Source organism: Actinospineispora acaciae DSM 45401, from assembly GCF_000620785.1.
GTDB lineage: Bacteria > Actinomycetota > Actinomycetes > Mycobacteriales > Pseudonocardiaceae > Pseudonocardia > Pseudonocardia acaciae.
On sequence record NZ_JIAI01000019.1, the window covers coordinates 42,875 to 67,110 of the forward strand.

Annotated in this window: 24 protein-coding genes, 2 tRNA genes and 1 other RNA gene; 16 read left to right on the top strand and 11 right to left on the bottom strand. The window is 72.4% G+C overall.

Features of this window, described 5'->3' with window-relative positions:
• Positions 1 to 126: 126 nt before the first annotated feature.
• Entirely contained in the window at positions 127 to 1,071 is a 945-nt protein-coding gene (locus N912_RS0143205) for a prephenate dehydrogenase (protein WP_037069701.1), read from the bottom strand.
• Between the two features lie 377 nt (positions 1,072 to 1,448).
• On the opposite strand from N912_RS0143205, the gene N912_RS64180 reads away from it, so the two are divergent.
• Positions 1,449 to 1,613, top strand: coding sequence for a hypothetical protein (locus tag N912_RS64180; RefSeq protein ID WP_156994365.1), 165 nt, complete (start codon positions 1,449 to 1,451; stop codon positions 1,611 to 1,613).
• Here N912_RS64180 and N912_RS0143215 read toward each other — a convergent pair whose 3' ends face one another.
• A complete protein-coding gene (locus N912_RS0143215; protein ID WP_245645880.1) occupies positions 1,614 to 2,831 on the bottom strand; it encodes a M20 metallopeptidase family protein in 1,218 nt (405 codons plus the stop codon).
• A gap of 201 nt (positions 2,832 to 3,032) precedes the next feature.
• Here N912_RS0143215 and N912_RS0143220 point away from each other — a divergent pair, with 201 nt between their 5' ends.
• From N912_RS0143220 to N912_RS0143240, 5 genes are all read left to right on the top strand, one after another.
• On the top strand, positions 3,033 to 3,575 hold the full coding sequence (locus N912_RS0143220; RefSeq protein WP_028927338.1) for a tRNA adenosine deaminase-associated protein: 543 nt from the start codon (positions 3,033 to 3,035) through the stop codon (positions 3,573 to 3,575).
• Positions 3,572 to 4,042, top strand: coding sequence for a nucleoside deaminase (locus N912_RS0143225; RefSeq protein WP_028927339.1), 471 nt, complete (start codon positions 3,572 to 3,574; stop codon positions 4,040 to 4,042). The genes N912_RS0143220 and N912_RS0143225 overlap by 4 nt, the downstream gene beginning before the upstream one ends.
• Positions 4,043 to 4,075: 33 nt before the next feature.
• A complete protein-coding gene (locus N912_RS0143230; RefSeq protein ID WP_028927340.1) occupies positions 4,076 to 5,350 on the top strand; it encodes a DUF2786 domain-containing protein in 1,275 nt (424 codons plus the stop codon).
• 62 nt (positions 5,351 to 5,412) lie between these two features.
• Positions 5,413 to 7,113: an AMP-binding protein gene (locus tag N912_RS0143235; RefSeq protein WP_028927341.1), complete on the top strand. Its 1,701-nt coding sequence runs from the start codon at positions 5,413 to 5,415 to the stop codon at positions 7,111 to 7,113.
• Positions 7,114 to 7,123: 10 nt separating this feature from the next.
• Positions 7,124 to 7,211, top strand: a tRNA-Ser gene (locus N912_RS0143240).
• Between the two features lie 57 nt (positions 7,212 to 7,268).
• Here N912_RS0143240 and N912_RS58320 read toward each other — a convergent pair.
• Together N912_RS58320 and N912_RS0143250 are read right to left on the bottom strand one after the other, a co-directional pair.
• On the bottom strand, positions 7,269 to 8,354 hold the full coding sequence (locus N912_RS58320; protein ID WP_051581604.1) for a hypothetical protein: 1,086 nt from the start codon (positions 8,352 to 8,354) through the stop codon (positions 7,269 to 7,271).
• A gap of 18 nt (positions 8,355 to 8,372) precedes the next feature.
• On the bottom strand, positions 8,373 to 9,908 hold the full coding sequence (locus N912_RS0143250; protein WP_211261602.1) for a hypothetical protein: 1,536 nt from the start codon (positions 9,906 to 9,908) through the stop codon (positions 8,373 to 8,375).
• Between the two features lie 210 nt (positions 9,909 to 10,118).
• On the opposite strand from N912_RS0143250, the gene N912_RS0143255 reads away from it, so the two are divergent.
• Positions 10,119 to 10,610 (top strand): hypothetical protein, encoded by a 492-nt coding sequence (locus N912_RS0143255; RefSeq protein ID WP_245645882.1) that lies wholly within the window; start codon positions 10,119 to 10,121, stop codon positions 10,608 to 10,610.
• Here N912_RS0143255 and N912_RS0143260 read toward each other — a convergent pair.
• Both N912_RS0143260 and N912_RS0143265 read right to left on the bottom strand, forming a co-directional pair.
• Positions 10,580 to 11,095: a GNAT family N-acetyltransferase gene (locus tag N912_RS0143260; RefSeq protein WP_028927344.1), complete on the bottom strand. Its 516-nt coding sequence runs from the start codon at positions 11,093 to 11,095 to the stop codon at positions 10,580 to 10,582. The two genes, N912_RS0143255 and N912_RS0143260, sit on opposite strands and share 31 nt — an antisense overlap.
• 39 nt (positions 11,096 to 11,134) lie before the next feature.
• Complete coding sequence (locus N912_RS0143265) at positions 11,135 to 11,638, bottom strand: methylated-DNA--[protein]-cysteine S-methyltransferase (RefSeq protein ID WP_028927345.1); 504 nt, start codon at positions 11,636 to 11,638, stop codon at positions 11,135 to 11,137.
• Positions 11,639 to 11,698: 60 nt separating this feature from the next.
• Here N912_RS0143265 and N912_RS58325 point away from each other — a divergent pair, with 60 nt between their 5' ends.
• The 3 genes from N912_RS58325 (at position 11,699) to N912_RS0143280 (ending at position 14,550) form a co-directional block, all read left to right on the top strand.
• Positions 11,699 to 12,634: a LysR family transcriptional regulator gene (locus tag N912_RS58325; protein WP_064745547.1), complete on the top strand. Its 936-nt coding sequence runs from the start codon at positions 11,699 to 11,701 to the stop codon at positions 12,632 to 12,634.
• A 99-nt stretch (positions 12,635 to 12,733) separates the two neighbouring features.
• Positions 12,734 to 13,954, top strand: coding sequence for a cytochrome P450 (locus N912_RS0143275; protein WP_037069707.1), 1,221 nt, complete (start codon positions 12,734 to 12,736; stop codon positions 13,952 to 13,954).
• The gene (locus N912_RS0143280) at positions 13,951 to 14,550 is read left to right on the top strand and encodes an LURP-one-related family protein (protein ID WP_028927347.1); all 600 of its coding nucleotides are present in this window, start codon (positions 13,951 to 13,953) and stop codon (positions 14,548 to 14,550) included. Before N912_RS0143275 ends, N912_RS0143280 begins: the two co-directional genes overlap by 4 nt.
• Positions 14,551 to 14,553: 3 nt before the next feature.
• Here N912_RS0143280 and N912_RS58330 read toward each other — a convergent pair whose 3' ends face one another.
• Positions 14,554 to 14,970 carry a DUF7715 family protein gene (locus N912_RS58330; RefSeq protein WP_064745548.1) on the bottom strand — a complete coding sequence of 139 codons (417 nt, stop codon included), beginning with the start codon at positions 14,968 to 14,970 and terminating at the stop codon, positions 14,554 to 14,556.
• A gap of 101 nt (positions 14,971 to 15,071) precedes the next feature.
• Between N912_RS58330 and N912_RS58335 the strand changes: the two genes are divergently transcribed.
• Together N912_RS58335 and N912_RS0143295 are read left to right on the top strand one after the other, a co-directional pair.
• On the top strand, positions 15,072 to 16,418 hold the full coding sequence (locus tag N912_RS58335) for an MFS transporter (protein ID WP_037069710.1): 1,347 nt from the start codon (positions 15,072 to 15,074) through the stop codon (positions 16,416 to 16,418).
• A gap of 154 nt (positions 16,419 to 16,572) precedes the next feature.
• The gene (locus tag N912_RS0143295; protein ID WP_156994366.1) at positions 16,573 to 17,748 is read left to right on the top strand and encodes a hypothetical protein; all 1,176 of its coding nucleotides are present in this window, start codon (positions 16,573 to 16,575) and stop codon (positions 17,746 to 17,748) included.
• 4 nt (positions 17,749 to 17,752) lie between these two features.
• On the opposite strand, the gene N912_RS66660 is transcribed toward N912_RS0143295, so the two are convergent.
• The gene (locus tag N912_RS66660) at positions 17,753 to 18,280 is read right to left on the bottom strand and encodes a UGSC family (seleno)protein (RefSeq protein ID WP_273701363.1); all 528 of its coding nucleotides are present in this window, start codon (positions 18,278 to 18,280) and stop codon (positions 17,753 to 17,755) included.
• Positions 18,271 to 19,728: a thioredoxin family protein gene (locus N912_RS58340; RefSeq protein ID WP_051581605.1), complete on the bottom strand. Its 1,458-nt coding sequence runs from the start codon at positions 19,726 to 19,728 to the stop codon at positions 18,271 to 18,273. The genes N912_RS66660 and N912_RS58340 overlap by 10 nt, the downstream gene beginning before the upstream one ends.
• Positions 19,729 to 19,796: 68 nt before the next feature.
• On the opposite strand from N912_RS58340, the gene N912_RS0143315 reads away from it, so the two are divergent.
• Together N912_RS0143315 and N912_RS0143320 are read left to right on the top strand one after the other, a co-directional pair.
• The gene (locus N912_RS0143315; RefSeq protein WP_028927351.1) at positions 19,797 to 20,348 is read left to right on the top strand and encodes a GNAT family N-acetyltransferase; all 552 of its coding nucleotides are present in this window, start codon (positions 19,797 to 19,799) and stop codon (positions 20,346 to 20,348) included.
• A gap of 58 nt (positions 20,349 to 20,406) precedes the next feature.
• Positions 20,407 to 20,694, top strand: a complete 288-nt coding sequence (locus tag N912_RS0143320) for a putative quinol monooxygenase (RefSeq protein WP_028927352.1) — start codon at positions 20,407 to 20,409, stop codon at positions 20,692 to 20,694.
• A 59-nt stretch (positions 20,695 to 20,753) separates the two neighbouring features.
• Here the strand turns inward: N912_RS0143320 and N912_RS0143325 are convergent.
• Positions 20,754 to 20,844: transfer RNA gene (locus N912_RS0143325), tRNA-Ser, on the bottom strand.
• A 197-nt stretch (positions 20,845 to 21,041) separates the two neighbouring features.
• On the opposite strand from N912_RS0143325, the gene ffs reads away from it, so the two are divergent.
• An RNA gene (gene ffs, locus N912_RS61670) (signal recognition particle sRNA small type) lies at positions 21,042 to 21,136 on the top strand.
• A gap of 55 nt (positions 21,137 to 21,191) precedes the next feature.
• Positions 21,192 to 23,207, top strand: a complete 2,016-nt coding sequence (locus tag N912_RS0143330; RefSeq protein WP_211261603.1) for a DNA polymerase III subunit gamma and tau — start codon at positions 21,192 to 21,194, stop codon at positions 23,205 to 23,207.
• Here N912_RS0143330 and N912_RS58345 read toward each other — a convergent pair whose 3' ends face one another.
• Entirely contained in the window at positions 23,208 to 24,167 is a 960-nt protein-coding gene (locus N912_RS58345; RefSeq protein ID WP_084211859.1) for an N-acetylmuramoyl-L-alanine amidase, read from the bottom strand.
• Between the last annotated feature and the right edge of the window lie 69 nt (positions 24,168 to 24,236).

Genomic DNA, 24,236 nt, shown 5'->3' on the forward strand with positions numbered 1-24,236 from the left:
CCCCGTCCGCCCGTACCCCCCGTCCGCGAGTCGGGCGTCTCAGCACAGTGAGTCGCGTGTTTCGGCACATTCTCGGGTGTGCTGAGACGCCCGACTCGGTGTGCTCAGGCGCCCGACTCGCGGGGGTTAGGACGGGGTCCAGCCGGTGAGGACGTGGCCGGTGTGGGCTAGGGCGCGGAGGTCGGCGAGGGGGGTGTGGCGGGGGACGGTGGTTTCGGGCGCGGACTTTGCCTGGTGCCAGAGTTCGCGGGCTCGGTGGCCGGCGTTGATGGTGGCGGCCAGGCCGCCGGTGGAGGCCAGCGAGCCACGGGCCGCGCCGAGGCGGCCTAGCGCGTCGTCCACCGCCGGCAACAACCCAGAACGGTTGCCTTCGCACATGGCCAGGACCAGCTCGGGGCGGGTGTCCATCACCCGGGTGGCGTCCGCGAACGAGCCGGCGGCCAGGGTCAGTGCGAGCTCCCCGCCGTCCTCCGCCGCGACGGTGGCGAGCACGGCGGCCAGCAGGTGCGGCAGGTGGGAGATGCGGGCCACGGCGGCGTCGTGGTCCTCCGCGCCGGCCGGCACAACCCGCCCGCCGCAGTCCCAGGCCAGCTCGGCCACGTCCGCCCACACCTCGGGGTCCAGCCCGTCGTCGGCGGCCACCACCCAGTTCGCGCCCTGGAACAGCCCGGCGGAGCCGGCCGCCCAGCCGGACTCCTCGGTGCCGGCCATCGGGTGCCCGCCCACGTACCGGGCCTCCGGGGCGTGTGCGCGCACCGCGTCGCGCATCGCGGCCTGCACGCTGACCACGTCGGTCAGCCGGCACTCCGGGGCCACCGCGCGGACCTGGCGCAGCACGTCCGGCACCGCGGTCAGCGGCACCGCGAGCACCACCAGCGCGTCCTCGGCCTTGGCCCGCTCCAGCGCCTGCTCGGTGCTCGCCGCGACGTCGTAGCCGTCCGCGCGCGCCGCCGCCGCGGTGGTCTCAGAAGCTGTGGATGCCCACACCGTGCGCCCGGCCGTCACGGCGGCCCGCGCCAGCGAGCCGCCGATGAGTCCGAGCCCGATGACGCAGATCGGCCGAGTCGTCACGGCCGGGCAGCCTAACCCCACCGGCAGGGCCTCCCGCGCACCGCCTCGGATGTCACGGGGAGGTCTCAGTGCAATAACAGACACGTTCGGGATACCGCTACTCGTGCGTAATCGACCATTCGGCGCACCTGGACGCACGGTAATCGGCGAGCTACTAACGCGCGAGGTTCTCGCGATCGCGCCTAGGTAGCTTGAGTCAGCGAGTTGTACCGACCGGCCGGGCGCCGGCGGTGACAGGTGACTTGCCAAGATCCGAGAGGGCGAAGATGAGTGCTACCGCGGCGCTCCGCTCAGCCGCGCCGTCGATGCCGGTACACGGGCGATGCCACCGATGTGGCGAGCAGGTGATCGGATGTCGGGACGCAGAGGGACGGCTGGTGCCGGTTCATCCGGTCGCCGTGCCCGGCGGTGAGCTGATCATCAACGGTGACCAGTGCAAGATCGTCCAGGTGCTCTCGCCGCGCGAGGCATCGGCCGCCCAGCGGCGGGGCGACCTGGGCTTCATGCCGCACGGCAGGGTCTGTCGCCGGCTCGGGAACTAGTCAGCGCAGCGCATCCAGCGCGAGCGCCGCGTACATCGCCACCCCGTCGACCATCGCGGCCTCGTCGAACTGCACCCGGTTGGAGTGGTTGGGCGCGGCGTGGTCGGGGTCCAGGTGCGGCGGGCAGCCGCCCAGGAACGCCAGCGCTCCCGGCACCCGGTTGAGCACGTAGGAGAAGTCCTCCGAACCCAGGATCGGGCTGGTCATCGGGCTCACCCGGTTCGGCCCGAGCACGGTGGCGGCCAGCTCGTCCACCCGCGCCGAGGCGGCGGCGTCGTTGACGGTGATCGGGTACCCGGGTTCGAGGAACACGCTGGCCGTGCAGCCGTAGGCGGCCGCCGTGTGCTGGCAGACCTGCCGCACCTGCTCGTGCAGGAAGGTCCGGGTGGGCTCGGTCAGGGTCCGCAGGGTGGCCTCCAGGTAGGCCGTGTCCGGGATCACGTTCGACGTGGTGCCGGCCCGGATCTGGGCCACCGTGAGCACCGCCGGCTCCAGCGCCGTCACCCGCCGGGTGAGCATGGTCTGCAGGGCGCCGACCATCGCCGCCGCCGAGGGCACCGGGTCCAGCGCGTCGTGCGGCGCCGAGGCGTGCCCGCCGCGCCCGCGCACCGTCACCCGCAGCACGTCCGCCGAGGCCATGATCGGGCCCGGCCGGGTCTGGACGGTCCCGGTCGGCATGGTGGCGCTGATGTGCAGCGCGTACGCGGAGTCCGGGGTGCCGGCCGGCCCGGACGGCTCCAGCAGGCCCTCCTCGATCATGTGGCGGGCGCCGTGGTCGCCTTCCTCGCCGGGCTGGAACATCAGCAGCACCCGCCCGGCCAGCAGCTCGCGGCGGTCCGCCAGCAGCCGGGCCGCCGAGGCGAGCATCGCGACGTGCGTGTCGTGCCCGCACGCGTGCATCACGCCGTCGATCTCCGAGGTGAACGCCAGCCCGGTGCGCTCGGTCAGCGGCAGCGCGTCCATGTCCGCGCGCAGCAGCACCGTCGGCCCCGGCTTGTCGCCCTCCAGGACGGCGGTCACCGAGCTGCAGCTGCGCCCGGTGTGCACCTTCAGCGGCAGGTCGGCCAGCTCGTCGAGCACGGCCGTCCGGGTCATCGGCAACTCCAGGCCCAGCTCGGGGTTGCGGTGCAGCCGCCTGCGCAGCGCGACCGTGCGCGGCTGCACCGCGTGGGCGGCCGCGGTGAGCCCGGCGAGCCTGGGGTCGGAGTGATCCGGCATAGCCGTAAATCTTGGCATCCGCGCCGCCCGGACGCGGCCAGGCAGGACCGGTTTCCGAGGGTGCAGCCGAACGGGCGAACCCGCCGCTCGGCCGATGGGACAGACCGTTCGGCTGTTCGGTCGAATTAACGGCATCGGACCAACGGGTCAAGTTCTCGTTGTGGTTTGGAGCACATGCCGAAATGGGCTTACCGTGGAGACATGGCCGTCCAGTCTGTCCGTGACTCAGCCGGCGCCAAGGCCGAGGCGAAGGACCAGGCGCTGCCCGGGTTCGCCGTAGCGGTGATCCGGGAAGAGGGGCGTTGGCGCTGCGTCCGGTTGGAGCCCGACGCGTTGGTCGACCTGGATGCCGCGATCACCGGGTTGCGCTCGCTGCGCTCCACCGGCGCCGTGCTCGGGTTGCTCGCGGTGGACGACTGCTTCTTCGTGCTGCTGCGACCCATACCGGGCGGGGTCAACCTGATGCTGTCCGATGCGGTCGCGGCCCTGGACTACGACGTGGCCGCCGACGTGCTCGACCTGCTGCGCGTCGACCTGCCGTTGGAGGACGCCGCCGACGACGAGCCGTGGCCGGAGGGCGACATGTCCATCGTCGCCGACCTCGGGCTGCCGGCCGACGAGCTGGAGGTGCTGGCCGGCGAGTGGGAGCTCTACCCGGACGAGCAGCTGGCCGCGATCGGGCGGCGCTGCGGGTTCGCCGACGCGTTGGCCCAGGTCGTGGGAGGGCGCCCGGCCAGCCCTTGAGTGCGTTCAGCGAAGCCGACGAGGCGCTGGTACGGCGCGCGCTGACGGTCGCGCGCGGGGCGCTGGACAGCGGTGACGTGCCGGTGGGCGCCTGCGTGGTCGACGAGGGCGGCGTCGAGCTGGCCGCCGCGTGCAACGCCAGGGAGGCGACGGGCGACCCGACAGCGCACGCCGAGCTGCTCGCGCTGCGGGCGGCCGCCGCCAAGGCCGGGCACTGGCGGCTGGACGGCGCCACCCTGGTGGTGACCGTGGAGCCCTGCACCATGTGCGCCGGCGCGATCGGGCTGGCCAGGGTGTCGCGGGTGGTGTTCGGCGCCTGGGAGCCGAGGACCGGGGCCGTCGGCTCGCTGTGGGACGTGCTGCGCGACCGGCGGGTGCTGCACCGGCCGGAGGTGGTCGGCGGGGTGCTCGCCGACGAGTGCGCCGCGCTGCTCGGCTCGTTCTTCGCCGAGCGCCGGCTGGACTGAGAGTTGTCGGGCGGGTCCGTCACACTCGGCCCCATGAGCAAGCGCGACAAGCACCGTCGGCAGCGCCGGGCGGCTCGGTTCGACCTGGCGGCACTGGTCGACCAGGTGCTTCACGCCGCGACGGCGTTCCCCGGGTGGAGCGGCCAGGGACGCCGAGCCGCCGGCCGGCTGGTGGCCTCGGCGCCCGGGGCACCGTTCGAGCTGGCGGCCAACGCCGCGCTCATGGTCGGCCTGGAGATCACCTGGCGCAACGGCTGGCAGCCGGTGGACGTCTGGCAGGTGGTGCGCCGCCGGATGGACGACGGCGCCGCCGACTTCGTCATCGGCGCGATCACCGAGGAGTCCGCGCGCCACGCCCAGGCGGCGTCCGATCCGAGGTGGCGGGCGCAGCTGGCCGAGCTCGGTGCCACGCCCTGGTGGGGGTCGGAGGAGTGCTTCGTCGAGGCGTACGCCGCCCGCGAGCGGCTCGACCAGGTGGCCACCCTGGCGATCGTGATCGAGCTGCTGACCCTGCTGAACGCGTTGCCGTCCCAGGCGGAGCTGGTCCCGCCGCCCGGGAGCAACGGGTCCGCCCCGCCGGCGAGTGATGCGGAGGAGGTGGACCCGAAGGTGCTGGCCAAGGTCCGCGCCCTGCTGGCCAAGGCGGAGTCCACCGACTTCCCGGACGAGGCCGATGCGTTCTTCGCCAAGGCCCAGGAGCTGATGAGCCGCTACTCCCTGGAGCGGGCCGTGCTGTACGCGCGCGACGACGGCGCCGGCGGCGGGTCGCGGGTGCGGACCGGCGGGCGGCGGATCTGGCTGGACAACCCGTACCTGAGCGCGAAGTCGATGCTGGTCGGCACGGTGGCCTCGGCGAACCACTGCCGGGCGGTGTTCGACTCCGCGCTCGGCTTCGTCACCGTGCTCGGCGAGCGGACCGACGTGGAGATCGTCGAGGTGCTGACCACGTCGCTGCTGGTGCAGGCCGGCCGGGCGATGCTGGCCGCCGGGCGGCAGGTCGACCGCCGAGGCCAGTCCCGCACCAAGTCGTTCCGGCAGTCGTTCCTGGTCTCGTTCGCGCAGCGGATCGGCGAGCGGCTGGCATCGGCGGCGGAGCAGGCCGAGGCCGAGGTCACCGAGTCGATCGGGGACGGCCGCCTGCTGCCCGTGCTGGCCGCGAAGGAGGAGGCCGTCCAGGAGCTGGTGGACGAGCTGTTCCCGCGCCTGACCACCAGGCGGGTGACCGTGTCGAACTCCGCGGGCTGGACGGCGGGGCGCGCGGCCGCCGACCTCGCCGTCCTGGACGCCCACCGCGCCGTCCGAGCCTGACCACGGGCGGCCTCGCCGCGTTAGGGTGCTGCGCAGCCGGTGTGCGCACGGGAGGAGCAACAGTGTCGACAACGGGGTTGGCCCGGTTCACGGCCGCGCGGGAGTTCCTGCTGGAGCACCGGGAGGACTACGACGGCGCGTACGCGGGCTTCCGCTGGCCCGAGCTGGAGGAGTTCAACTGGGCGCTGGAGTGGTTCGACCGCCTCGGCGCCGACGCTGAGAGCGCCGACCGGCCCGCCCTGTGGATCGTCGAACAGGACGGCTCGGAACGGAAGTGGACCTTCGCCGAGATGTCTGCCCGGTCCAACCGGGTGGCCAACTGGCTACGCTCGCTCGGCGTCGCGCGCGGCGACCGGATGGTGCTCATGCTCGGCAACCAGGTCGAGCTGTGGGAGGTCATCCTGGCCGCGATGAAGCTGGGGGCCGTGGTCATCCCGGCCACCACGCTGCTGGCCGAGGCCGACCTGCGGGACCGGATCGAGCGCGGCCAGGCCAAGCACGTCGTGGTGGCCGCCGCCGAGACCGGCAAGTGGGACGCCGTGCCCGGCTCGTACACCCGGATCGCGGTCGGCGACGAGGTCGAGGGCTGGGAGCCGTACGCCCGGTCGGAGGACGAGTCCCCGGAGTTCACCCCGGACGGCGTAACCCGCGCGTCCGACACCCTGCTGCTCTACTTCACCTCGGGAACGACCGCCCAGCCCAAGCTGGTCGAGCACACCCAGGCGTCCTACCCGGTCGGGCACCTGTCCACCATGTACTGGATCGGCCTGGAGCCCGGCGACATCCACCTGAACATCTCCTCCCCGGGCTGGGCCAAGCACGCCTGGTCGAACGTCTACGCGCCGTGGAACGCCGGCGCCACCGTGCTGATCTACAACTACGCCCGGTTCGACGCCGCCGCGCTGCTCGACGTCATGGGCCGCACCGGCGTCACCTCGTTCTGCGCCCCGCCGACCGTGTGGCGGATGCTCATCCAGGCCGACCTGGCCGCCCTGCGCACGCCGCCGGCCAAGGTGGTCGGCGCGGGCGAGCCGCTCAACCCCGAGGTCATCGAGCAGGTCGAGAAGGCCTGGGGGGTGCGCATCCGGGACGGCTTCGGCCAGACCGAGACCACCGTGCAGATCGGCAACCCGCCCGGCCAACCGGTCAAGCCCGGCTCCATGGGCCGCCCGATCCCGGGCTACAAGGTGGCGCTGATCGACGTGGCCTCCGGCCGGCCCGCCGAGGAGGGCGAGATCTGCCTAGACCTGGCCGCCCGCCCGCTCGGGCTGATGGTCGGCTACCGCGACGATGCCGACCGCAACTCCGAGGCCATGGCCGGCGGCTACTACCACACCGGGGACGTGGCCAGCCGCGACGCCGACGGCTACGTCACCTACGTGGGCCGCGCGGACGACGTGTTCAAGGCCTCGGACTACCGGATCAGCCCGTTCGAGCTGGAGAGCGTGCTGATCGAGCACCCGGCGGTGGCCGAGGCGGCCGTGGTGCCCTCGCCCGACCCGATCCGCCTGGCCGTCCCCAAGGCCTACGTCGTGCTCACCGCCGGCCACGCCGCCGACCGCGACACCGCGCTGTCCATCCTGCGCTACGCCCGCGAGCAGCTCGCGCCGTACAAAAGGATCCGCCGCCTGGAGTTCGCCGACCTGCCCAAGACGATCTCCGGCAAGATCCGCCGGGTGGAGCTGCGGGGCCGGGAGCACGAGCCGCGCCCGGCCGGCGCCGAGGGGGAGTACCGGGAGGAGGACTTCCCGGAGCTGAGGTAAAGTTGCCGGCGGTAGCGTGTCCGAGCGGCCGAAGGAGCGCGCCTCGAAAGCGCGTGAGGTGCAAGCCTCCGTGGGTTCAAATCCCACCGCTACCGCCACCGGAACGGCCAGAACGCCGATCGCCACGTTCGTGGGGTCGGCGTTCGGCCTTCCTTTCAGCCCAGCCGGCTCCTCGCCTGGCCGGCGTCGACGGTGGCGGCGGGGCCTTCGACGTCCTCCACACACGCGGTCATGGGAACGGCGGTGCTCCGGCCGATACGGCAGGCCACGGCCACCGCCTTGATGCCGATGAAGTCGGCGATCTGGGCACCGAAATCGATGGGGTTGCCGTCGACCGTGACGTCGCCGACCACGAACCCGCGCCCCCGAGGGACCTCGTAGACGGCGCGTACGTAGTGACCGGCGATGCCGCGCACGTAGGTCCAGTACGACTTCGGATCCGAACCGTCGGGCGTCTCCCAGCCGGCCGTGGACAGGTCGTCGAAGTACAGGCCTACCGGGTCGCTCAACGCGATGTCGGCCTTCAGCCGTGCGACGCCGTTGATGACACCGCCGATGTGCGGATCGCTGTTTCGCTGTGCGGCGCCGTACCGGCCGCAGTTGATCAGCTCTTGCTCACCGGTCAGCGGCCGACCGCCGATGATCCGAACGATGCTGGCGGCGGCCGCGAGCTCGATCTCGGCGCCGAGCGTGTTCGACGCCTGGATCAGGTGCATCGCACCGTTGGTGGTGCCGTTGTTCCACTTGTTCTTGAGGATGTACGAGCCGGAGGCGTCGAAAAGATCCCCGTGCTGGACGGCAGGGTCGACGTGCCGCCGGTAGAGCTCCAGCACCGTGTCGGGCCGGGTCTGGGCCAGCAGTTCCCAGTACTCGGGTCCCTCGCACGTGAAGGTGACACGAGTGATCTTGCCGTCGTCCCCTCGGGTGACGCTCCACTCGCAGTACTCGTCCTGGACGTCGCGGGTGGAGTCGGCCTTGGCCCAGCGTTGGCGGTCGGAGACCGAGTTGACCTTGGCCTGACGGGGGAAAGCTGTCCAGCTGACTTCCTGGGTGATGGCGTCCTCGGCCGTGTCGGTCTTGGTGAGGTTGTAGAACTGGGCGCGCGGAGCGTCATTGGTGTGGTCCGTGCGTCCCTTGATGGCGGCGTCGACGGCGGTGGAGATGAATTCGCTCCACTGTCTTAGGCCCTTTTCGTCGAGGTCGGTCAGCCCGCCCGGTGGGCCAAAATTGGGAATGACCATGAGATCACCTTTCCGTGGCTAGAGTGCCGGCTTTTCGCTGACGGTGCCGTCCTGGTTCATGCGGAGCAGCGGCGCATCTCGTGGAATGTTCGTGACCGGCATGGTCAGCGTGAACTCGTTGAGCCGCATGCTCCTGAACTCCCGGCGGCGGGACTCCGCCAGTCGCACATAGTCGTCGAATCCCTGGGCGGTTCCGATCCGGGCGGTGACCGAGGCGACGTAGTCCTGGATGTGCCCGGCGAACACGTCCCGCCACTCGGTGTCCGCCAGGCCCCAGTGCTCGGCGAACCGCGCCTCGGGGCTGTCGGGAGGCAGGCCGTCGGCGGCCCGGACTATCGCCTCGGCGATCTGTCGTGACACTCCCGCGCCGGCGGAGTCGAGGGTGGCGGCGGGCGGCACGTAGTCCAACAGCTTGGCGCGGGCGGCGCTGAAGACGGGGTTGGGGAAGTCCACCATCAGCACGCTGGCGGCAAACCGTGCGCTGATCATCTTCCTGCGCACCAGTTGGTTGACGACCTCGATGTCCTCGAACGCCGCTTCGGGCACGATGAAGGCGAAGAACGTGTCGCCGGGCTGACGGAACTCGGCTTCGACCAGCGCGAACTCGTAGCGGGCGAGGCTGTCGAGGTACAGCCGGCCCGGCGCGCTCGGAGGCGCGAAGCTGGCCGGAATCCCGAGATCGTCGAGCAGGGAGTCGGCGTTGAGCCAGAATCCCAGCGGCAAGGTGAGCGGCTCGGCCGGGTTGTCGGCGACGGAACCGCTGGCGGTCGGGCTGGTCGCCAGGTTGACGGTGGTGTTCGTGCACAACTGTCGCAGCAGGCGATCCAGGTCGGCGATTCGTCCGTCCGGCGCCACCGCGCGCTTCAACCGCGCCGCCGTCCACCGGCGCACGCCCGCGCGGACCGTATGTTCGAGGTCCTCCGCGCCCGACAGCGACTGGTAGAGCGGGTTGCGCCGCAACGGGTCATCCGGGGCCAGTTGGATCGTGGCGTTCATCGACTGCCAATGCAGCCACGGCTGCTTGAGCTCCTTCATGACCAAGCTGCCGTTGACGTGGCTGTCGAAACATCCCCGACCCCGGGACTCGGGCGCCAATGCGCTGTAGGAGTTGCCCGCCCACACCCAGGAACGATCGAGACGCATGTAGTAGTTGAACTGCTCGCCCGTCGGGTCCCAGCCCATGACTTGCAGGAATGTGGCAGCCGGATCGCCGATGGCGCTCGCGCTGATGAGAATGTCGACGTTCCCGCCCTGGGCACGGGTGATCGCGAAACGCAGGTCGCGCTCCAGCGAACCGCTCGCCTCCAATGGAATCTGGCCCGCTTCGCCGGCGAGAAACGAACGCTGCAACGGCAGCGACCCGGACCTGTCGAACTCGGCGAGCAGGTCGTGCACGGTGAGGGGAAATATGCCCTGGCGAAGCAGCAGCCCCATGGGGTCCCGGAGGCCGTCGAGCTGGGACGGAGGCATGACCGTCGGCCGGCCGTCGACGCCCGTCACGAACCGGTAGACCGACGAGGGAGCGAGCTGGCCGTAGCCGTTCTCGGCCGCCACGACCCGCTCCAGCGTGCTCTCGGGCCAAGCGGTGGCCCGTCGCCGCGGTGCGCTCTGTGACCACTCGCTCACCGCGCACCCACTCCCCTCATCCATCGCCGCCTGCGTGAGGGAGCCGAGGGACCACCGTCAGATACCGCCGCGCGCCCGATACCACTCGTCTGGAGCAACCGCGTGCAACCCGGGCCCGTTCGCGGGTGTTCGGTCGAGGTGACCGATCCGTTCGCCGACGAGGTGTCCCGGGCCGAGCTGGCCGCCGTGCTCGAACTGACCGCCGCGCTGGCCGGGCTGGTCAACGTCGGTCATGGCCGTGATCCAGGCTCGCGGGCACGGGCGGCGGCCTTCACGGCGGCGTGGACCGGGCTCGGCGGCGAGATCGGGTCCGTGGTGAGCTGGCCGGCCGCCGCCGCGTCCTGGCTGCGGCCGGCGTCGCGGCTGGTGGCTGGCTCGCCGGACGCGTGGGTGGTCGCGGACGGCTCGGACGGCTGGCGGGGCGTCGGCCCGAGGTTGCTCGACACCGGGCGTTGGCGCGCGGACCGCACCGTTGGGTTCGCCGGCCTCGGCGTGCCGGAGCTGCCGCTGCTCGCCGGGCGTGAGGTCACCGACGGGCTGCGCGGTGCGGGCGTCGACGGCCGGACCTGGTCGTTCGGGAACGGCCTGCTCCGGCTCGGTCAGCCGAGGGTCTCGAACGGCTCGGCGTAGCGGAACCGGCCGCGCGGGGCGGCCTCGGAGAGCCGGCGGGCCTGGAACGCGGCGCCCCATGCCGGGTCGGGGCTGGTCACGCCGAGCTCGGCGGCCGGGACGAAACCGAACCGGGGGTAGTACTCGGGGTGCCCGAGCAGCGCGATGAGCGTCTCGTCCAGGGCCTCGGCGGCGGCGATCACGGCGTGCATGAGCGCGCCGCCGACCCCGCGCTTCTGGTGCTCGGGCAGCACGCCGAGCGGGCCGAGCCCGAGCGCGGGCGCCTGCTCGACGCTGCCGCGAGTCGCGATCACGTGGCCGACCACCGCGCCGTCGATCACGGCGACCAGCGAGAGGCGGGGCAGGAACCACGGCCCGTCGCGCAGCCGCTCGGTCAGCCCGGCCTCGACGCGACCGCCGTCCGAGCCGGGACTGGCCGCGAACGCGGCGAGGTGCACGGCGTGCACGGCGGGGTGGTCGGTGGCGTGTTCGCGGCGGATGAGCATGGGATAGATCATGCCGACGGCGTCCAGCGGGTTAGGACGTCACGCCGAGCCGAACGCCAGCTCCAGCGTCGGCTCGCGGTCGCGGGCCTCCAGCTCCAGCAGCCGTCGCTTCGCGTCCAGCCCGCCGGCGTAGCCGACCAGCTTGCCGCCGGCGCCCACCACCCGGTGGCACGGCACCACGATCAGCACCGGGTTGCCGGCCATCGCCGCGCCGACCTGCCTGGGCCCGTCCTCCACCAGCCCGAGCGCGGACGCGAGCCGGCCGTACGTGACCGTCTCCCCGTAGCCGACCTCGCTCAGTCCGTCCAGGATCCGGCGCCGGGCCTCGGGCACCTTGCCCAGGTCCACCGGGACCGTGAACTCGCGGAGCCGGCCGGCGAAGTACTCGTCCAGCTCGCGGCGGGCCAGGTCCATCCAGCCGCGCGCGGCCTCGGGCATCGGGTCGGTGGCCGCCTCACCGGCGGCGCGGAACGTGCAGCGGGTGAGCCCGTGCTCGGAGGCGGCCAGAGTCAGGGTTCCGAGCGGAGTTTCGTGCGTGTTCATGTGTGAGAGAACCCCGGAACCTGGCCTGCCGTTGCACGCGCCGGGGGTTTGGATGGTGCGGTGATCGAGGAGTTGAGCCTGCGCCAGCTTTCGTACTTCGTCGCCGCGGCCGAGGCGGGCACGATGACCGCGGCGGGTGCCGAGCTGCACGTGTCGCAGTCGGCGGTGTCGCTGGGGGTGTCCGAGCTGGAGCGCCAGCTCGGGGTGCGGCTGGTGCTGCGCCGGCGGGCGCACGGGCTGACCCTCACGGCGGCGGGGCGCGAGCTGATCGGGCCGGCGCGGGCGCTGCTGCGGCTGGCCGAGGAGTTGCGCGCCGGGGCCGGCGAGCTGGGCAGCGCGCTGCGCGGGCGGCTGGTGGTGGGCTGTTTCCAGACCATCGGGCCGTTCGTGATGCCGGCCCTGCTGGACAGCTTCCGCGCCGCGCACCCGGCCGTCGAGCTGGACTTCGTGGAGGGCTCGCTGGTCGACCTCCAGGAGATGCTGCTGGACGGGCAGTGCGAGGTGGCGCTGCTCTACGACCTGGACCTCGGCCCCGCCGTGCACCGCGAGACCGTCTACCCGACCACGCCGCACGTGCTGCTCGCGCCGTCGCACCCGCTCGCCGCGCTGACCGAGATCCGGCTCGCCGACCTCGCCGGCCACGACATGATCATGCTCAACTTCCCGCCCAGCGAGCACTACTTCGCCTCGCTGCTGGCCGCCGCCGGGGTGACGCCGAGGGTGCGGCACCGCACCGTCAACTTCGAGATGGTCAGGTCGCTGGTGGCCAGGGGGCACGGCTACTCGATGCTCATCCAGCGGCCGGCCGTGGAGGTCAGCTACGAGGGCCGGCCGCTGGTCAGCCGGCCGATCGCGGATCCTCTCGACCCGATGGAGGTGGTGCTGGCGTGGCCGTCCACCGCGCCGCCCACCCGCCGCGCGCGGGCCTTCGCCGACCACTGCCACCGGGTGCTGGGCGAGCGCGCAGCGGCTGACAAATACCCCGACTCACCCTGACAAATATCCCGACTCGCGGGCGGTTTATGAGCGTTCCTTCTTATGTTGCGGAGTGATGCGCGTTTTACGGGGGTGGGGGCGGTGGGTGATGCTCGGGCTATGGCAGTGGGGTTTGACCCGTTTGAGCAGGAGTACCTGGCGGATCCGTATCGGAGGTTCGGTGGGTTGCCGGCGGTGTTCTACGAGCCTGCGCTGGACATGTGGGTGTTGAGCCGGTACGCGGACATCGAGGCGGTGTTCCGGGATCCGGCGACGTTCTCGGCGGCGATCGCGCAGGACCCGATGTTCCCGCTCGCCGAGGCGGCGCGGGAGGTGCTGCGCGCCGGCGGGTTCGCGCCCGCGAAGACGATGTCCAACTGCGACCCGCCCGAGCACGCCCGGATCCGCCGGCACAACCTGCGGGCGTTCTCCGCGCGCCGGATCGCGGGGCTGGAGCCGATGGTCAGGGCGCGCGCCGGCGAGCTGATCGACGCCATGCTGGCCAAGCCGCGCGCGGACGCGGTGGCCGACCTCACCTTCCCGCTCCCGGCGTACATGATCTTCACGTTGATCGGCTTCCCGCCGGAGGACACCGAGACGCTCAAGAGCTGGGGCGTGGACCGGCTGGCGTTCTCCTGGGGGCGGCCGAGCGTCGACGAGCAGGTCGCCATCGCGGAGGGGATGGTCAGGTACTGGGAGTACTGCCGGCGGTTCGTGCGGCGGCGGATGGACGAACCGGCCGACGACTTCACCAGCGACCACCTGGCGGTGCACCGGGCGGACCCGGAGGCGCTGACCGTGGACGAGATCGTGAGCGTGGTGTACGGGCTGAGCTTCGCCGGCCACGAGACGACCGCCAACCTGGGCGCGAACGCGATCCGCCGGTTGCTGGAGCACCCCGAGCAGTGGCGCGCGCTGTGCGCCGACCCGGGCCTGATCCCGAACGCGGTGGAGGAGGTGCTGCGCTACGACAACAGCGTGATCGCCTGGCGGCGGGTCACCACCCGGCCGGTGACGGTGGCCGGTGTGGACGTCCCGGCCGGGGCGAAGCTGCTGTTGTTGCTGGCCAGCGCGGACCACGACCCGGAGCGGTTCGACCAGCCCGGGCGGTTCGACGTGCGCAGGGCGGACGCGGCGCGCCACCTCGGCTTCGGCAAGGGCATCCACTTCTGCCTGGGCGCGCCGTTGGCCCGGATGGAGGTGCGGGTGGTGCTGGAGGAGCTCACCAGGCGGGCGCCGGACCTGGAGCTGGTGCCCGGCCAGCGGTGGGACTTCCCGGCCAACGTCTCGTTCCGGGGCCCTCGCGAGCTGTGGGTCCGCCTGAGAGACTCGGAGCCATGACAGCGCCGATGCACGTGCCGCGCTTCTTCGTCACCCAGAAGATCACCCTGATGGTCAACCGCTACCAGGTGTTCGGCGCCAACCCGGACGGCAGCGAGGGGCCGCTGCTGGCGTTCGCCCAGCAGAAGCGGATGGCGTTCAAGGAGCAGGTGACGTTCTACTCCGACGAGTCGAAGTCCCGCGCGGTGTTCTCGTTCAAGGCCCGGCAGCGGCTGGACGTGCACGCCGAGCACGACGTGTACGACGAGTCCGGCGCGCCGCTGGGCTATTTCCGCAAGGACTTCGGCGCCAGCCTGCTCCGCTCCACCTGGCACCTGTCCGGACCCGGCGGCCTGGATGCCGTCGGCCAGGAGCGCCGGCTCGGGATCGCGATCCTGCGCCGGGTGTGGGACTTCATCCCGTACCTCGGTGACGTCTGGGTGCCGTTCGTGTTCCACTTCGACTTCACCGACAAGGCCACCGGGCGGCCGGTGCTCACCAGCGAGCGCCGCAAGTCGATCAGGGACCGGTACACGGTGACGGTCTCGGACCCTCGGCTTGACTTCCGGCTGGCCGCGGCGATGGCGGTGGCGCTGGACGCGCTGCAGTCGCGCTGAGGCTCAGTCGTCCTCCAGGGCCACCTGCAGCCACCTGATGCGCGGCGGGTAGCGGACCACTACGTCCCACCCCTGGCGCTCCACCACCGTGCCGGGGCTCCAGTCCTCCACCATCTCGATCATTCCGTCCGCCTCGACGGTGGCCGAGGCGGTGGGCTTGTACTGCGCCTCGAAGCTGGACCGGTGGGCCTCGATGTACTCCTCCCTGGTCAGCGGCACCTCGGCGACGACCGCGGTGGTGGTGCCCTCGTGGGAGTTCAGCCCGTAGAAGGCGCGGCCGCAGCCGCACTCGCTTTCCACATCCACCTCGGCGTCGTCGCAGATCGCACCCAGGCAGACCAGCTCGCCCTCGATGCACCAGTTGAAGTCGTTCAACCTCCGGCCCTGGGACCGACCGGTGGCCACCAATGTCTTGATCATCACAGGTTCCCCCTTTCGGGCACAGTGCTACCAGCGGGGGCCGACAGTTCCGGGGTAACCGCCTTGACCTGCAGCGTGGTCGAGGTTGCAGGGTATGAGGTATGACCATGCGCGGCGAGCTGTTCGGCCCTCGGCGAAGAGCCACCACGGTCGGCGTGCTGCTGCTGATCCTGATGGTGGCCTTCGAGGCGATGGGCGTGGGCACGGCGATGCCCGCGCTGGTCGCGGAGCTGGGCACGGTGTCGCTGTACGCGCTGCCGTTCGTGGCGTTCATGGCGGCGGCGGTGTTCGGCACCGTGGTCGGCGGCCGGTGGTGCGACCTGTCCGGGCCGAGGGTGCCGCTGGTGCTGGCGCCGGTGCTGTTCGGCGCCGGGCTGGTGACGGCGGGGACCGCGGGCTCGATGGCGCAGTTGCTGGTGGGGCGGGTGCTGCAGGGGCTCGGCGCGGGCAGCGTCACGGTGGCGATCTACGTGCTGATCGCGCTGCTCTACCCGGAGCGGATCCGGCCGGCGATGTTCGGCTCGATGTCCTCGGCGTGGGTGCTGCCGTCGCTGGTCGGGCCGCCGGTGGCCGGCCTGGTGACCGAGCGGCTGTCCTGGCGGTGGGTGTTCTTCGGGCTGGTCCCGGTGGTGGTGCTGGCGCTCGCGCTGGTGGTTCCGGCCGTGCGCCGGCTCGATGGGCCGGATCCTTCCCGGGAGCGGGCGCCGAGGCGGCGCGGGCTGGTGCTGGCGGCGTTCGGCGCGGCGGCCGGGGTGTCCGGGATCAGCGCCGCGTCCGAACGGATCGGGGTGGGCGGGGCGCTGATCGCCGTCGGGGCGCTGGTGGTGCTGGTGCCCTCGATCCGCCGGCTGCTGCCCGCCGGGGTGTTCCGGGCGCGGCGCGGGGTGCCCACCGTGGTGGCCGCGCGCGGGCTGTGCGCCGCGCTGTTCTTCACCAGCAACTCCTACATCCCGCTGGCGCTGACCAGCACGCACCGCTGGTCGTTGGCCGCCGCCGGGATCCCGCTGGTGGTCGGCTCGCTGGGCTGGTCGGCGGCGTCCATCTGGCAGGGGCGCCATCCCGACCTGCCCAGGGCACGGCTGCTGCGGATCGGGTTCTGCCTGCTGGCCGCGGGGGCGGGCGCGTTGCTGCTGGTGGCGCCGAGCTGGGGGGTGGCGTGGCTGGCGGTGCCGGTGTGGGCGATGGCCGGGCTGGGCATGGGGCTGTGCTTCCCGTCCGTGGCGTTCCTGCTGCTGCGGTTGTCCGACCCCGCCGAGGTCGGCTTCCACACCTCGGCCGCGCAGATGTCCGACCAGCTCGGCTCCGCGACCATGATCGCCGTGGGTGGTGGGTTGCTGGCGGTGCTCGGGACGCCGTCGGTCGCGCTGCCGGTCTTGTACGCGGTGCTGGCCGGGCTGGGCGTGGTGGGAGCCCTGATCGCCGGGAGGACGACCGTCGCCTCGGGATGAGGTGGGATGATGCTCCCCCTTTCGAGAGGGGACAGGTCATGTCGCTCGAACAGCCGCGCACCCTGCTGGAGCAGTTGGTCGCCGAAGGGTCGTACACGAGTTCGAACGGCATGCGCGGGAGTTCCACCGTGAGACGGGGCTGGCGGTCGCGTCGATGACCGCGCGCCATCTGCAGCGTCTTGCGTCCGGTCAGGCGACGAATCCGCACAAGGCGACCTCGCGGGTGCTCCAGCGGCAGTTCGGCCACCCGGTCGCGGAGTTGCTCGGTCCACTGGGCAGCCATGGCCAATCCGTCGATGCGGGCGCAGACTGGGCCTCCGGGGAGGATGACGACATGCGCAGACGCACCCTCCTGCTCGGTGCGGTGGTGAGTGGCATGGTCGCCGGCGCGGAGCCGGTCCGCCGCAGTCTTGACGCAGCCCTGGCCCTCCATACGACGGTGCGAGACGTGGCCGACTGGGAGCGCACCGTCGACGAATACGCACGTCTCTCCGCGCAGGCTCGGGTGAGCCGGGATCAGTTGCTCCCGCATCTCCTGGCCGACCTGGACGAGGTGCGCACTCATCTCGCCGCCGCCGATGGGAGCTTGCGGCCGGCGCTGGCCGGCGTGTGCGCACGGCTGAGTGGCCTTGCCGCCGTCGCACTGGTGAGTGCCGGGTACTGGAGTGAGGCGGCACGGTACTGGCGCACCGCACAGCGGGCGGCCAGGTCGAGCGATGACCGCGACCTGAGCGGCCACATCGGGGGCCGGCGGGCGATCTTCAGCCTCTACGGTCCGGGAGGCACGGCGTCCACCCTGCGGATCGCCGATGACGTGCTTGCCGAGACCGGTGGCAAACCGTCGTCGGGCACGGCCTCGGCGCTGGGTGCTCGCGCTCAGGTCTTGGCCCTGGAAGGCGACCGAGCGGGCGCGCACAGCACCCTGTCCGAACTCGAACACGTCTTCGACGAGCTTGGCGATGCCATCCGCTCGGATCCGACCATGTGGGGTTGGTCGGAGCACCGCCTGCACCACACGCGAAGCTTTGTGCACTCATACCTGGGGAACACCCGCGACGCCGGCCCCGCGCAGGACGCCGCGTTGGCCCTGTGCTCGCCGCGCTCGCTGGCGGTCGCCCAGGTCAAGTTCCACCAAGCGGCCTGCATGATCGTCTCGGGAGACGTCGTACAGGGAACCCACCACGTCGCCGAGGTGTACGAGTCGCTGGCCCCCGGACACCGCAATGGCCACATGAGCACGTCCGCCATGTTCGCCCTCAACAAGGTGCCGGCACAGGCCGCGCGGCTGCGCGCCCTGCGTGAGGTGCGCGAGCTGGTGTCCAGCGCGTAGTTCGTCAGCCGGTGACGGCGGCGAGCACCTGCTTCAGGGCGTGTTCGGCCAGGGCGCGGAGTTCGTCGTCGGTGCGGTCCTGGATGGGGTGGGGGACGAAGACGGACGGGACCGCGCGGTAGCCGAGCGCGGCGGCCTGTGCCTCGGAGGCCGGCTCGAACACGGCGGACGCGATGAACGCCGTGACCACGCCCTGGGCCTCGAGGGAAACGAAGTCGTGCACACTGCACGACGTGCACGAGCCTCAATCGGCGAGCGCTTCGATCACCACGTCGCATTCGGCGCCGATCTCCCGGCGCAGGTCCATCGGGGCGGGCTTGGCGAACGTCGGCTTGCGGTAGCGGCGGACCGCGACGCCGCGCTCGGCGAGCAGCTCGGCCAGCCGGTCGAGGAAGACGTCGCCGCGCGGCTTGGAGATGTCCAGCAGCCCCACCCGCAGCCCGTCCAGCGTGGCAGGGCGCGCCAGCGGCTCGCGGTGCGTGGAGGCGCGCTCGTCGGTGGGGTCGAGGACGATCCGCCCGGTCAGGTCCATGGGTCAACCTCCCTGGTCACCGGTTCGCTGCCGCCGGGCCCGCCGACCCAGCCGCCGATCACCGCCGAGAACATCCCGGCGTCGCCGCCGGCGTGCACGATCATCAGCCCGCCGTCGCGGAACTTGGGCAGCGGGCCACTCGCCGCGCCGGGCGGGATGCCCAGCTCGATGCCGCCGGCGCCGCGCTCCAGCTCGGTGGGGTCCAGCCTCAGCGCCTCGGCCAGCTCGCTCTCCAGGCGTGCCCGCGACCAGCCGGCCTGGGCGAACGTCCGCCCGTGCTCCGGGCACACCACCAGGGTGGCGTCGAAGCCCATCGGCACCTTGGGATGGAACACCGCGCGCAGCCCGGCCGCCAGCGAGCGGGCCAGCGACTCCGGGGTGCGGGAGATCTGGTCGGCCAGCCCGCGCGGGCCCTCGGCCGCGAACACGGTGACCGCCGATGCCCCCGGCGCGATCCCCCGCGACACCGACAGCGGCTCCCACGGCGAGCCGCGCTCGTCCTCGGCGAAGCAGAACCCGAGCTTGCCGGGGTGGCCCAGGGTGGCCTGGTCGACCTGGCCGGGGCGCCCGCCGCCGACGTTGCGGATGACCAGCTGCAGCGCCCGCCCGATGGTGAGGTTGGCGCGGTTGCCCTGGCCGAGCGCGTTGCCCTTGGCGTTCATCCCGATCGAGCGCGCGATCGGCCCGTTCACCACGATCGCCGGCGCGGCGGGCCAGGTGGTGGCCAGCAGTCCGTGCGCGTTGAACTCGTCGGTGCAGGCGGCGTGCACGGCGGCCAGCACCACCGGCAGGTACTCCGGGCGGCAGCCGGCCATCACGGCATTGATCGCGACCTTCTCCACGGTCGCCTCGACCAGGTTCGGCGGCACGGTGGCCACCACGTCGTCGGGCGCGCGGGACGTCCCGGCCAGCATCCGCAGCACCCGCGCCGGGGTCGGTGGCACCACCGGCAACCCGTCCGACCAGCCCCTGTCGAACAGCGCCTCGGCCTCGTCCTCCAGCGCGCTGAGCTCGAGCGGCCGGGAGCGCAGCGCCGCGCCCCGGGTGCGGACCAGGATCTCGTCGGCCAGCTCGGGGTCGGCGGTGCGCGAGCCGCAGCCGGGCCGGTACTCGGGCAGCTCGGTGCCGAGGCCGGTGACGCCGGCCAGCTCCTCCCAGTCCGGGCGCAGCCAGCCCACGGTGCGCGCGGTCTCCGTGCCGTTCTCGAACCGCAGCAGGGTGGGTACGGTCTCGATGTCCAGCGCGAGGCTGACGTCCAGCGCGGTGTCGTCGCGGACGCCTGCCACCGACTCCGGGAACGTCGGGTCGTCCTGGGTGTACACCGTGACCGGGAGCGCGGCCAGCACCGGCTCGACCAGCTGACACGTGGGGCAGTCCCGCTTGACCACGGCGACCAGGCCGTCCGCCGGGATGCCGTGCGCCTCGGAGCTGGTGACCGGTTCGGGCACGAACGCGATGCTAACCCGCGGCGGCAGCGCGCGCCCGGCTCAACAGCGACGCCCGGCATCATGGGCTGGTGGCGTTGACGGAGCTTCGGGTCGGCACGGTTGACGACGCCGAGGCGTGCTCGGTTCTGATGCGGCGGTCGGCGGAGGAGTTGTTTCCGCGCTTCTATCCGGAGCGGCTGGCGGCGAGCGCGATCCGGCACGTTCCGGTCGTCGATCTCCAGTTGCTCGCCGACGGCACCTACTTCGTCGCCGAGGCGGACGGGATGGTCGTGGCCTGTGGCGGTTGGAGCAGGCGGGACAAGCTCTACACCGGGTCCGGCGACGCGACCGGCGACGTGCGCGACCTCGATCCGGCGTCGGAGCCGGCGCGGGTGCGCGCCATGTTCGTCCACCCGGAGTGGACCCGGCGCGGGCTGGGCAGGGCGATCCTGGTCGCCTGCGAGCGGGCCGCGCACGAGGCCGGGTTCGGCCAGATGACGCTGATGGCGACGTTGCCCGGCGTGCCGTTGTACCGGGCCTACGGTTTCCGGGCGCGCGACGACGTGGAGATCACCCTCCCGGACGGTGTCCGGCTGCCCTGCGTGGTGATGGACAAGTCGATCGACCTCGCGTGCCGATGAGTTTCCGGTGCCCCGGACGGTCTACCTGGTAGACGACGTCCATCGAGGAGTGACAGCTATGTGGATCATCGCGGGCCATGTCAAGGTCGACGCCGACAGGCGAGACGCGTGGGTGGCCGCACACCACGACCTGATCAGCCGGGCACGCCGGGCGCCGGGGTGTCTCGACGTGGCGATCACCGCCGACCCGCTGGACCCGGAGCGGGTCAACAACTTCGAGCGCTGGGAGTCCTGGGACGCTCTCGAGGCATGGCGGAAGGTGGCGATGGCTCCCGAGACGGGAGTAGCGATGCGCGGCGGCGAGGTCATGGCGTACGAGGTCGCCCGTGAGCGGCCGCCGTTCTGAGACGGGCACGAACGCCGGTCACCGATGATCGTGGGTGACCGGCGTAGTGCCTGGTCAGGTGGCGGAGGATAGGGGATTTGAACCCCTGAGGGGCTATCAACCCCAACACGATTTCCAATCGTGCGCCCTAGGCCACTAGGCGAATCCTCCGTTACGAAGGTTAGCAGAGCGGGTCCTGACCAGCGGGTACGGGGCCGACCTCGACGGGCGTTCTTCCCACCGGCGAGTCGGGGGCCTGAGCACACCGAGTCGGGCGTGCCAGCACACATGGTTGTGCCAGAACGCCCGACTCGCTGTGCCGAGACGCCCGACTCGCCGGTGGGGGGTGGGTGGTGGCTACACTGGGCGGTGGACCCCGCGCGGCGTCCATCCTGTGAACTCCCCCAGGGCCGGAAGGCAGCAAGGGTCAACGGGCTCTGGCGGGTGCGCGGGGTCCCCTTCTGTTAGCGGCCCCCTGCCGGGTCGGGGCGTCGGGGGCGACCGGTAGCCTCGCGGTCGTGGCGCTGGCTCTGTACCGCAAGTACCGCCCGGCGACCTTTGCCGACGTGGTCGGCCAGGAGCATGTCACCGAGCCCCTGCGGACCGCGCTGGCCGCCGGGCGGGTGAACCATGCATACCTGTTCTCCGGGCCGCGCGGCTGTGGGAAGACGTCGAGCGCGCGCATCCTGGCCCGGTCGCTGAACTGCGAGCAGGGGCCGACGCCGGACCCGTGCGGGGTGTGCGCGTCCTGTGTCGCGCTCGCGCCGGAGGGTCCCGGCAACATCGACGTGATCGAGATGGACGCGGCATCGCACGGCGGTGTGGACGACGCCCGCGAGCTGCGCGACAGGGCGTTCTACGCGCCCGCCGAGTCGCGCTACCGGGTGTTCATCATCGACGAGGCGCACATGGTCACCACGCAGGGCTTCAACGCCCTGCTCAAGATCGTCGAGGAACCGCCGGAGCACCTCGTCTTCGTGTTCGCCACCACCGAGCCGGACAAGGTGCTGCCGACCATCCGGTCCCGCACGCACCACTACCCGTTCCGGCTGATCCCGCCGGGCACGCTGCGCGCGCTGCTGGAGCGGATCTGCGCCGACGAGGGCGCGGTGCTGGCGCCCGCGGTGTTCCCGCTGGTCATTCGCGCGGGCGGGGGTTCGGCGCGGGACACCCTGTCGGTGATGGACCAGCTGATCGCCGGTGCGGGCGAGGAGGGCGTGACCTATGAGCGGGCGGTCGCGCTGCTCGGCGTCACCGACGTGGCGCTGATCGACGACGCGGTCGACGCGCTGGCCGCCGGCGACGGCGCCGCGGTGTTCCAGACGGTGGACCGGCTGGTCGAGGCCGGGCACGACCCCCGGCGGTTCGCCGCCGACCTGCTGGACCGGCTGCGCGACCTGATGCTGCTCGACGCGGTTCCGGACGCGGCCGCGCGCGGGCTGGTCGATGCGCCGGGCGACGAGCTGAACCGGATGGCCGACCAGGCCGCCAGGCTCGGCCCGGCCACGCTGAGCCGGTTCGCCGAGATCCTGCACACCGGGCTGACCGAGATGCGCGGCGCCACCGCGCCCCGGCTGCTGCTGGAGCTGCTCTGCGGGCGGATGCTGCTGCCCGCCGCGACCACCGGCGACGCCGCGCTGCTGCAGCGGTTGGAGCGCATGGAGCGGCGGGTGTCCATCGCGCCCGAGCCGCGCACCGACACCGACGGCGAGTCGCGCCCCGAGCCCACCGAGGCACCGCGCCCCGAATCACCGCAGCCCGAGGCACCGCGCGCCGCCGCTCCCGAGGGTGCCGCACACGCGGGCCGTACCTTCCAGCGCCGGTCCCAGGCCACCGAACAGCCCGCCCCCGAGCAACCACCCGCCGCCCCCGAACGCGCCGCACCACAACCACCACCACCGGCGGCCGCGCCATCGCCAGAGCCGGAGCCCGAACCGGCCGAGCCCGCCGCCCCCGCCGGGGCGGGGACGATCGACGCGGCGGCCGTTCGCCGAAGCTGGCCGGGGATCCTGGAACGCGCCAAGCAGGGCAGCCGCAGCACCGGCGCGCTGCTGATGAACGCCACCGTCAAGGCGGTCGAAGGCGACACGCTCGTGCTGGCCATCGCCGCCGCGCCACTGGCCAGGAGGCTCTCCGAGCAGCGCAACACCGACGTGATCTCCGCCGCGCTGCGGGCCGAGCTGGGGGTGGCCTGGCGGGTCCGCTGCGAGCACGACGGCGCCCCGCCGGCCGCCCGCAACTCCGGCCCGAGCGGTGGCAACGGTGGTCACGGCGGCAACGGGGGCAACGGCGGTGGCGCGCCAACCCCGCCCCCGGCACCGTCCCGCCGGCCGCCCGCCGCCCGCACGTCCGCGCAGGACCCACCCCCGCCGCCCGAGCCGCCGCCGGACGACGAGGAGGAGATGCTCGCCGAGGCCGCCCACTCCAGCGCGGACGGCGGCGAGCAGAGCGCCCGCCGTGACCCCGAAGAGGTCGCCATCGAGCTGCTCACCGCCCAACTTGGCGCCCGCGCCGTCGAGGATCCACCCCGCTGACTAGTTGGCCGTCCGAGCCCTGGCGGACGGGGTTGCGGATGGTGAGCTGGACGCGGACGAGCCGGACCGCTCCCCGTCGGACTCCGAGCCCTCGGCGCGGCTGTTCGCTGAACGGCTGGGGTCCGCGGCGGCCGAGGGCTTCGCGCTGGCCGGCGGGTTGCGGCCCAGCCAGGCCAGGATCCCGACCACGATGGCCTGCGCGTACCGGGCGCGCCCGACGCCGTTGGACACCGTGACGGCCTCCTCGGCGTTGCGCATGTTCGCGCACTCGACCATGGCGACGGGCCGCTTGGAGAAGTTCAGCCCGGCCAGGTCCGAGCGCCCCGACAGGCCGTTCACGCCCGCGTAGCTGGACACCGGCAGCCCGGCGCCGCGCAACGAGTCCCGCAGCGCGGTGGCCAGGGCTAGCGAGGGCGCGCCCTGGGCGGTGTTGAGCGGGGGCTTGGGGTAGATGACGTGGAACCCCTTGCCGTTCGGCGGCGCGCCGTCGGCGTGGATGGACACCGCGATGTCCGCGTTCACCTCGGCCGCCTTCTTGCCCCTCTCGTCAACGCAGGGCCCGACGCCCTTGTCGTTCTCCCTGGTCAGCACGACGTTCACGCCGTTGTCGATGAGCAGCTGGCGCACCCGCAACGCCACGTCCCAGGTGAACTTGTGCTCGGGGAAGCCGTCGTCGGTGGAGGTGCCCGTGGTGTTGCACTCCTTGGTCTTGCCCCGGCCGTCCGGCACCTTCTTGGCCATCGCCTTGGGGTCGTTGCCGCCGTTGTGGCCCGGGTCGAGCAGGACGGTGCGCATGTGAGCGGCGGGGTCGGTGGGGTCGGGCGCGGAGCCGGCGGTGGACGCGGCGGGCGTGGGCTGCACGGAGCTGCCGCCGCAGCCGGCGACCAGCGACAGCGCAAGCAGGGCGGCCGCGGCGGCCGCCCGCACGCCCGACCGTGCCGGGGCGACTCGCGCGGACATCACGCCCCTCACGATCGCATGGCCCACTCCAGGACCCGACGCCGACACCCGTACCACGTGGTGGTTGAC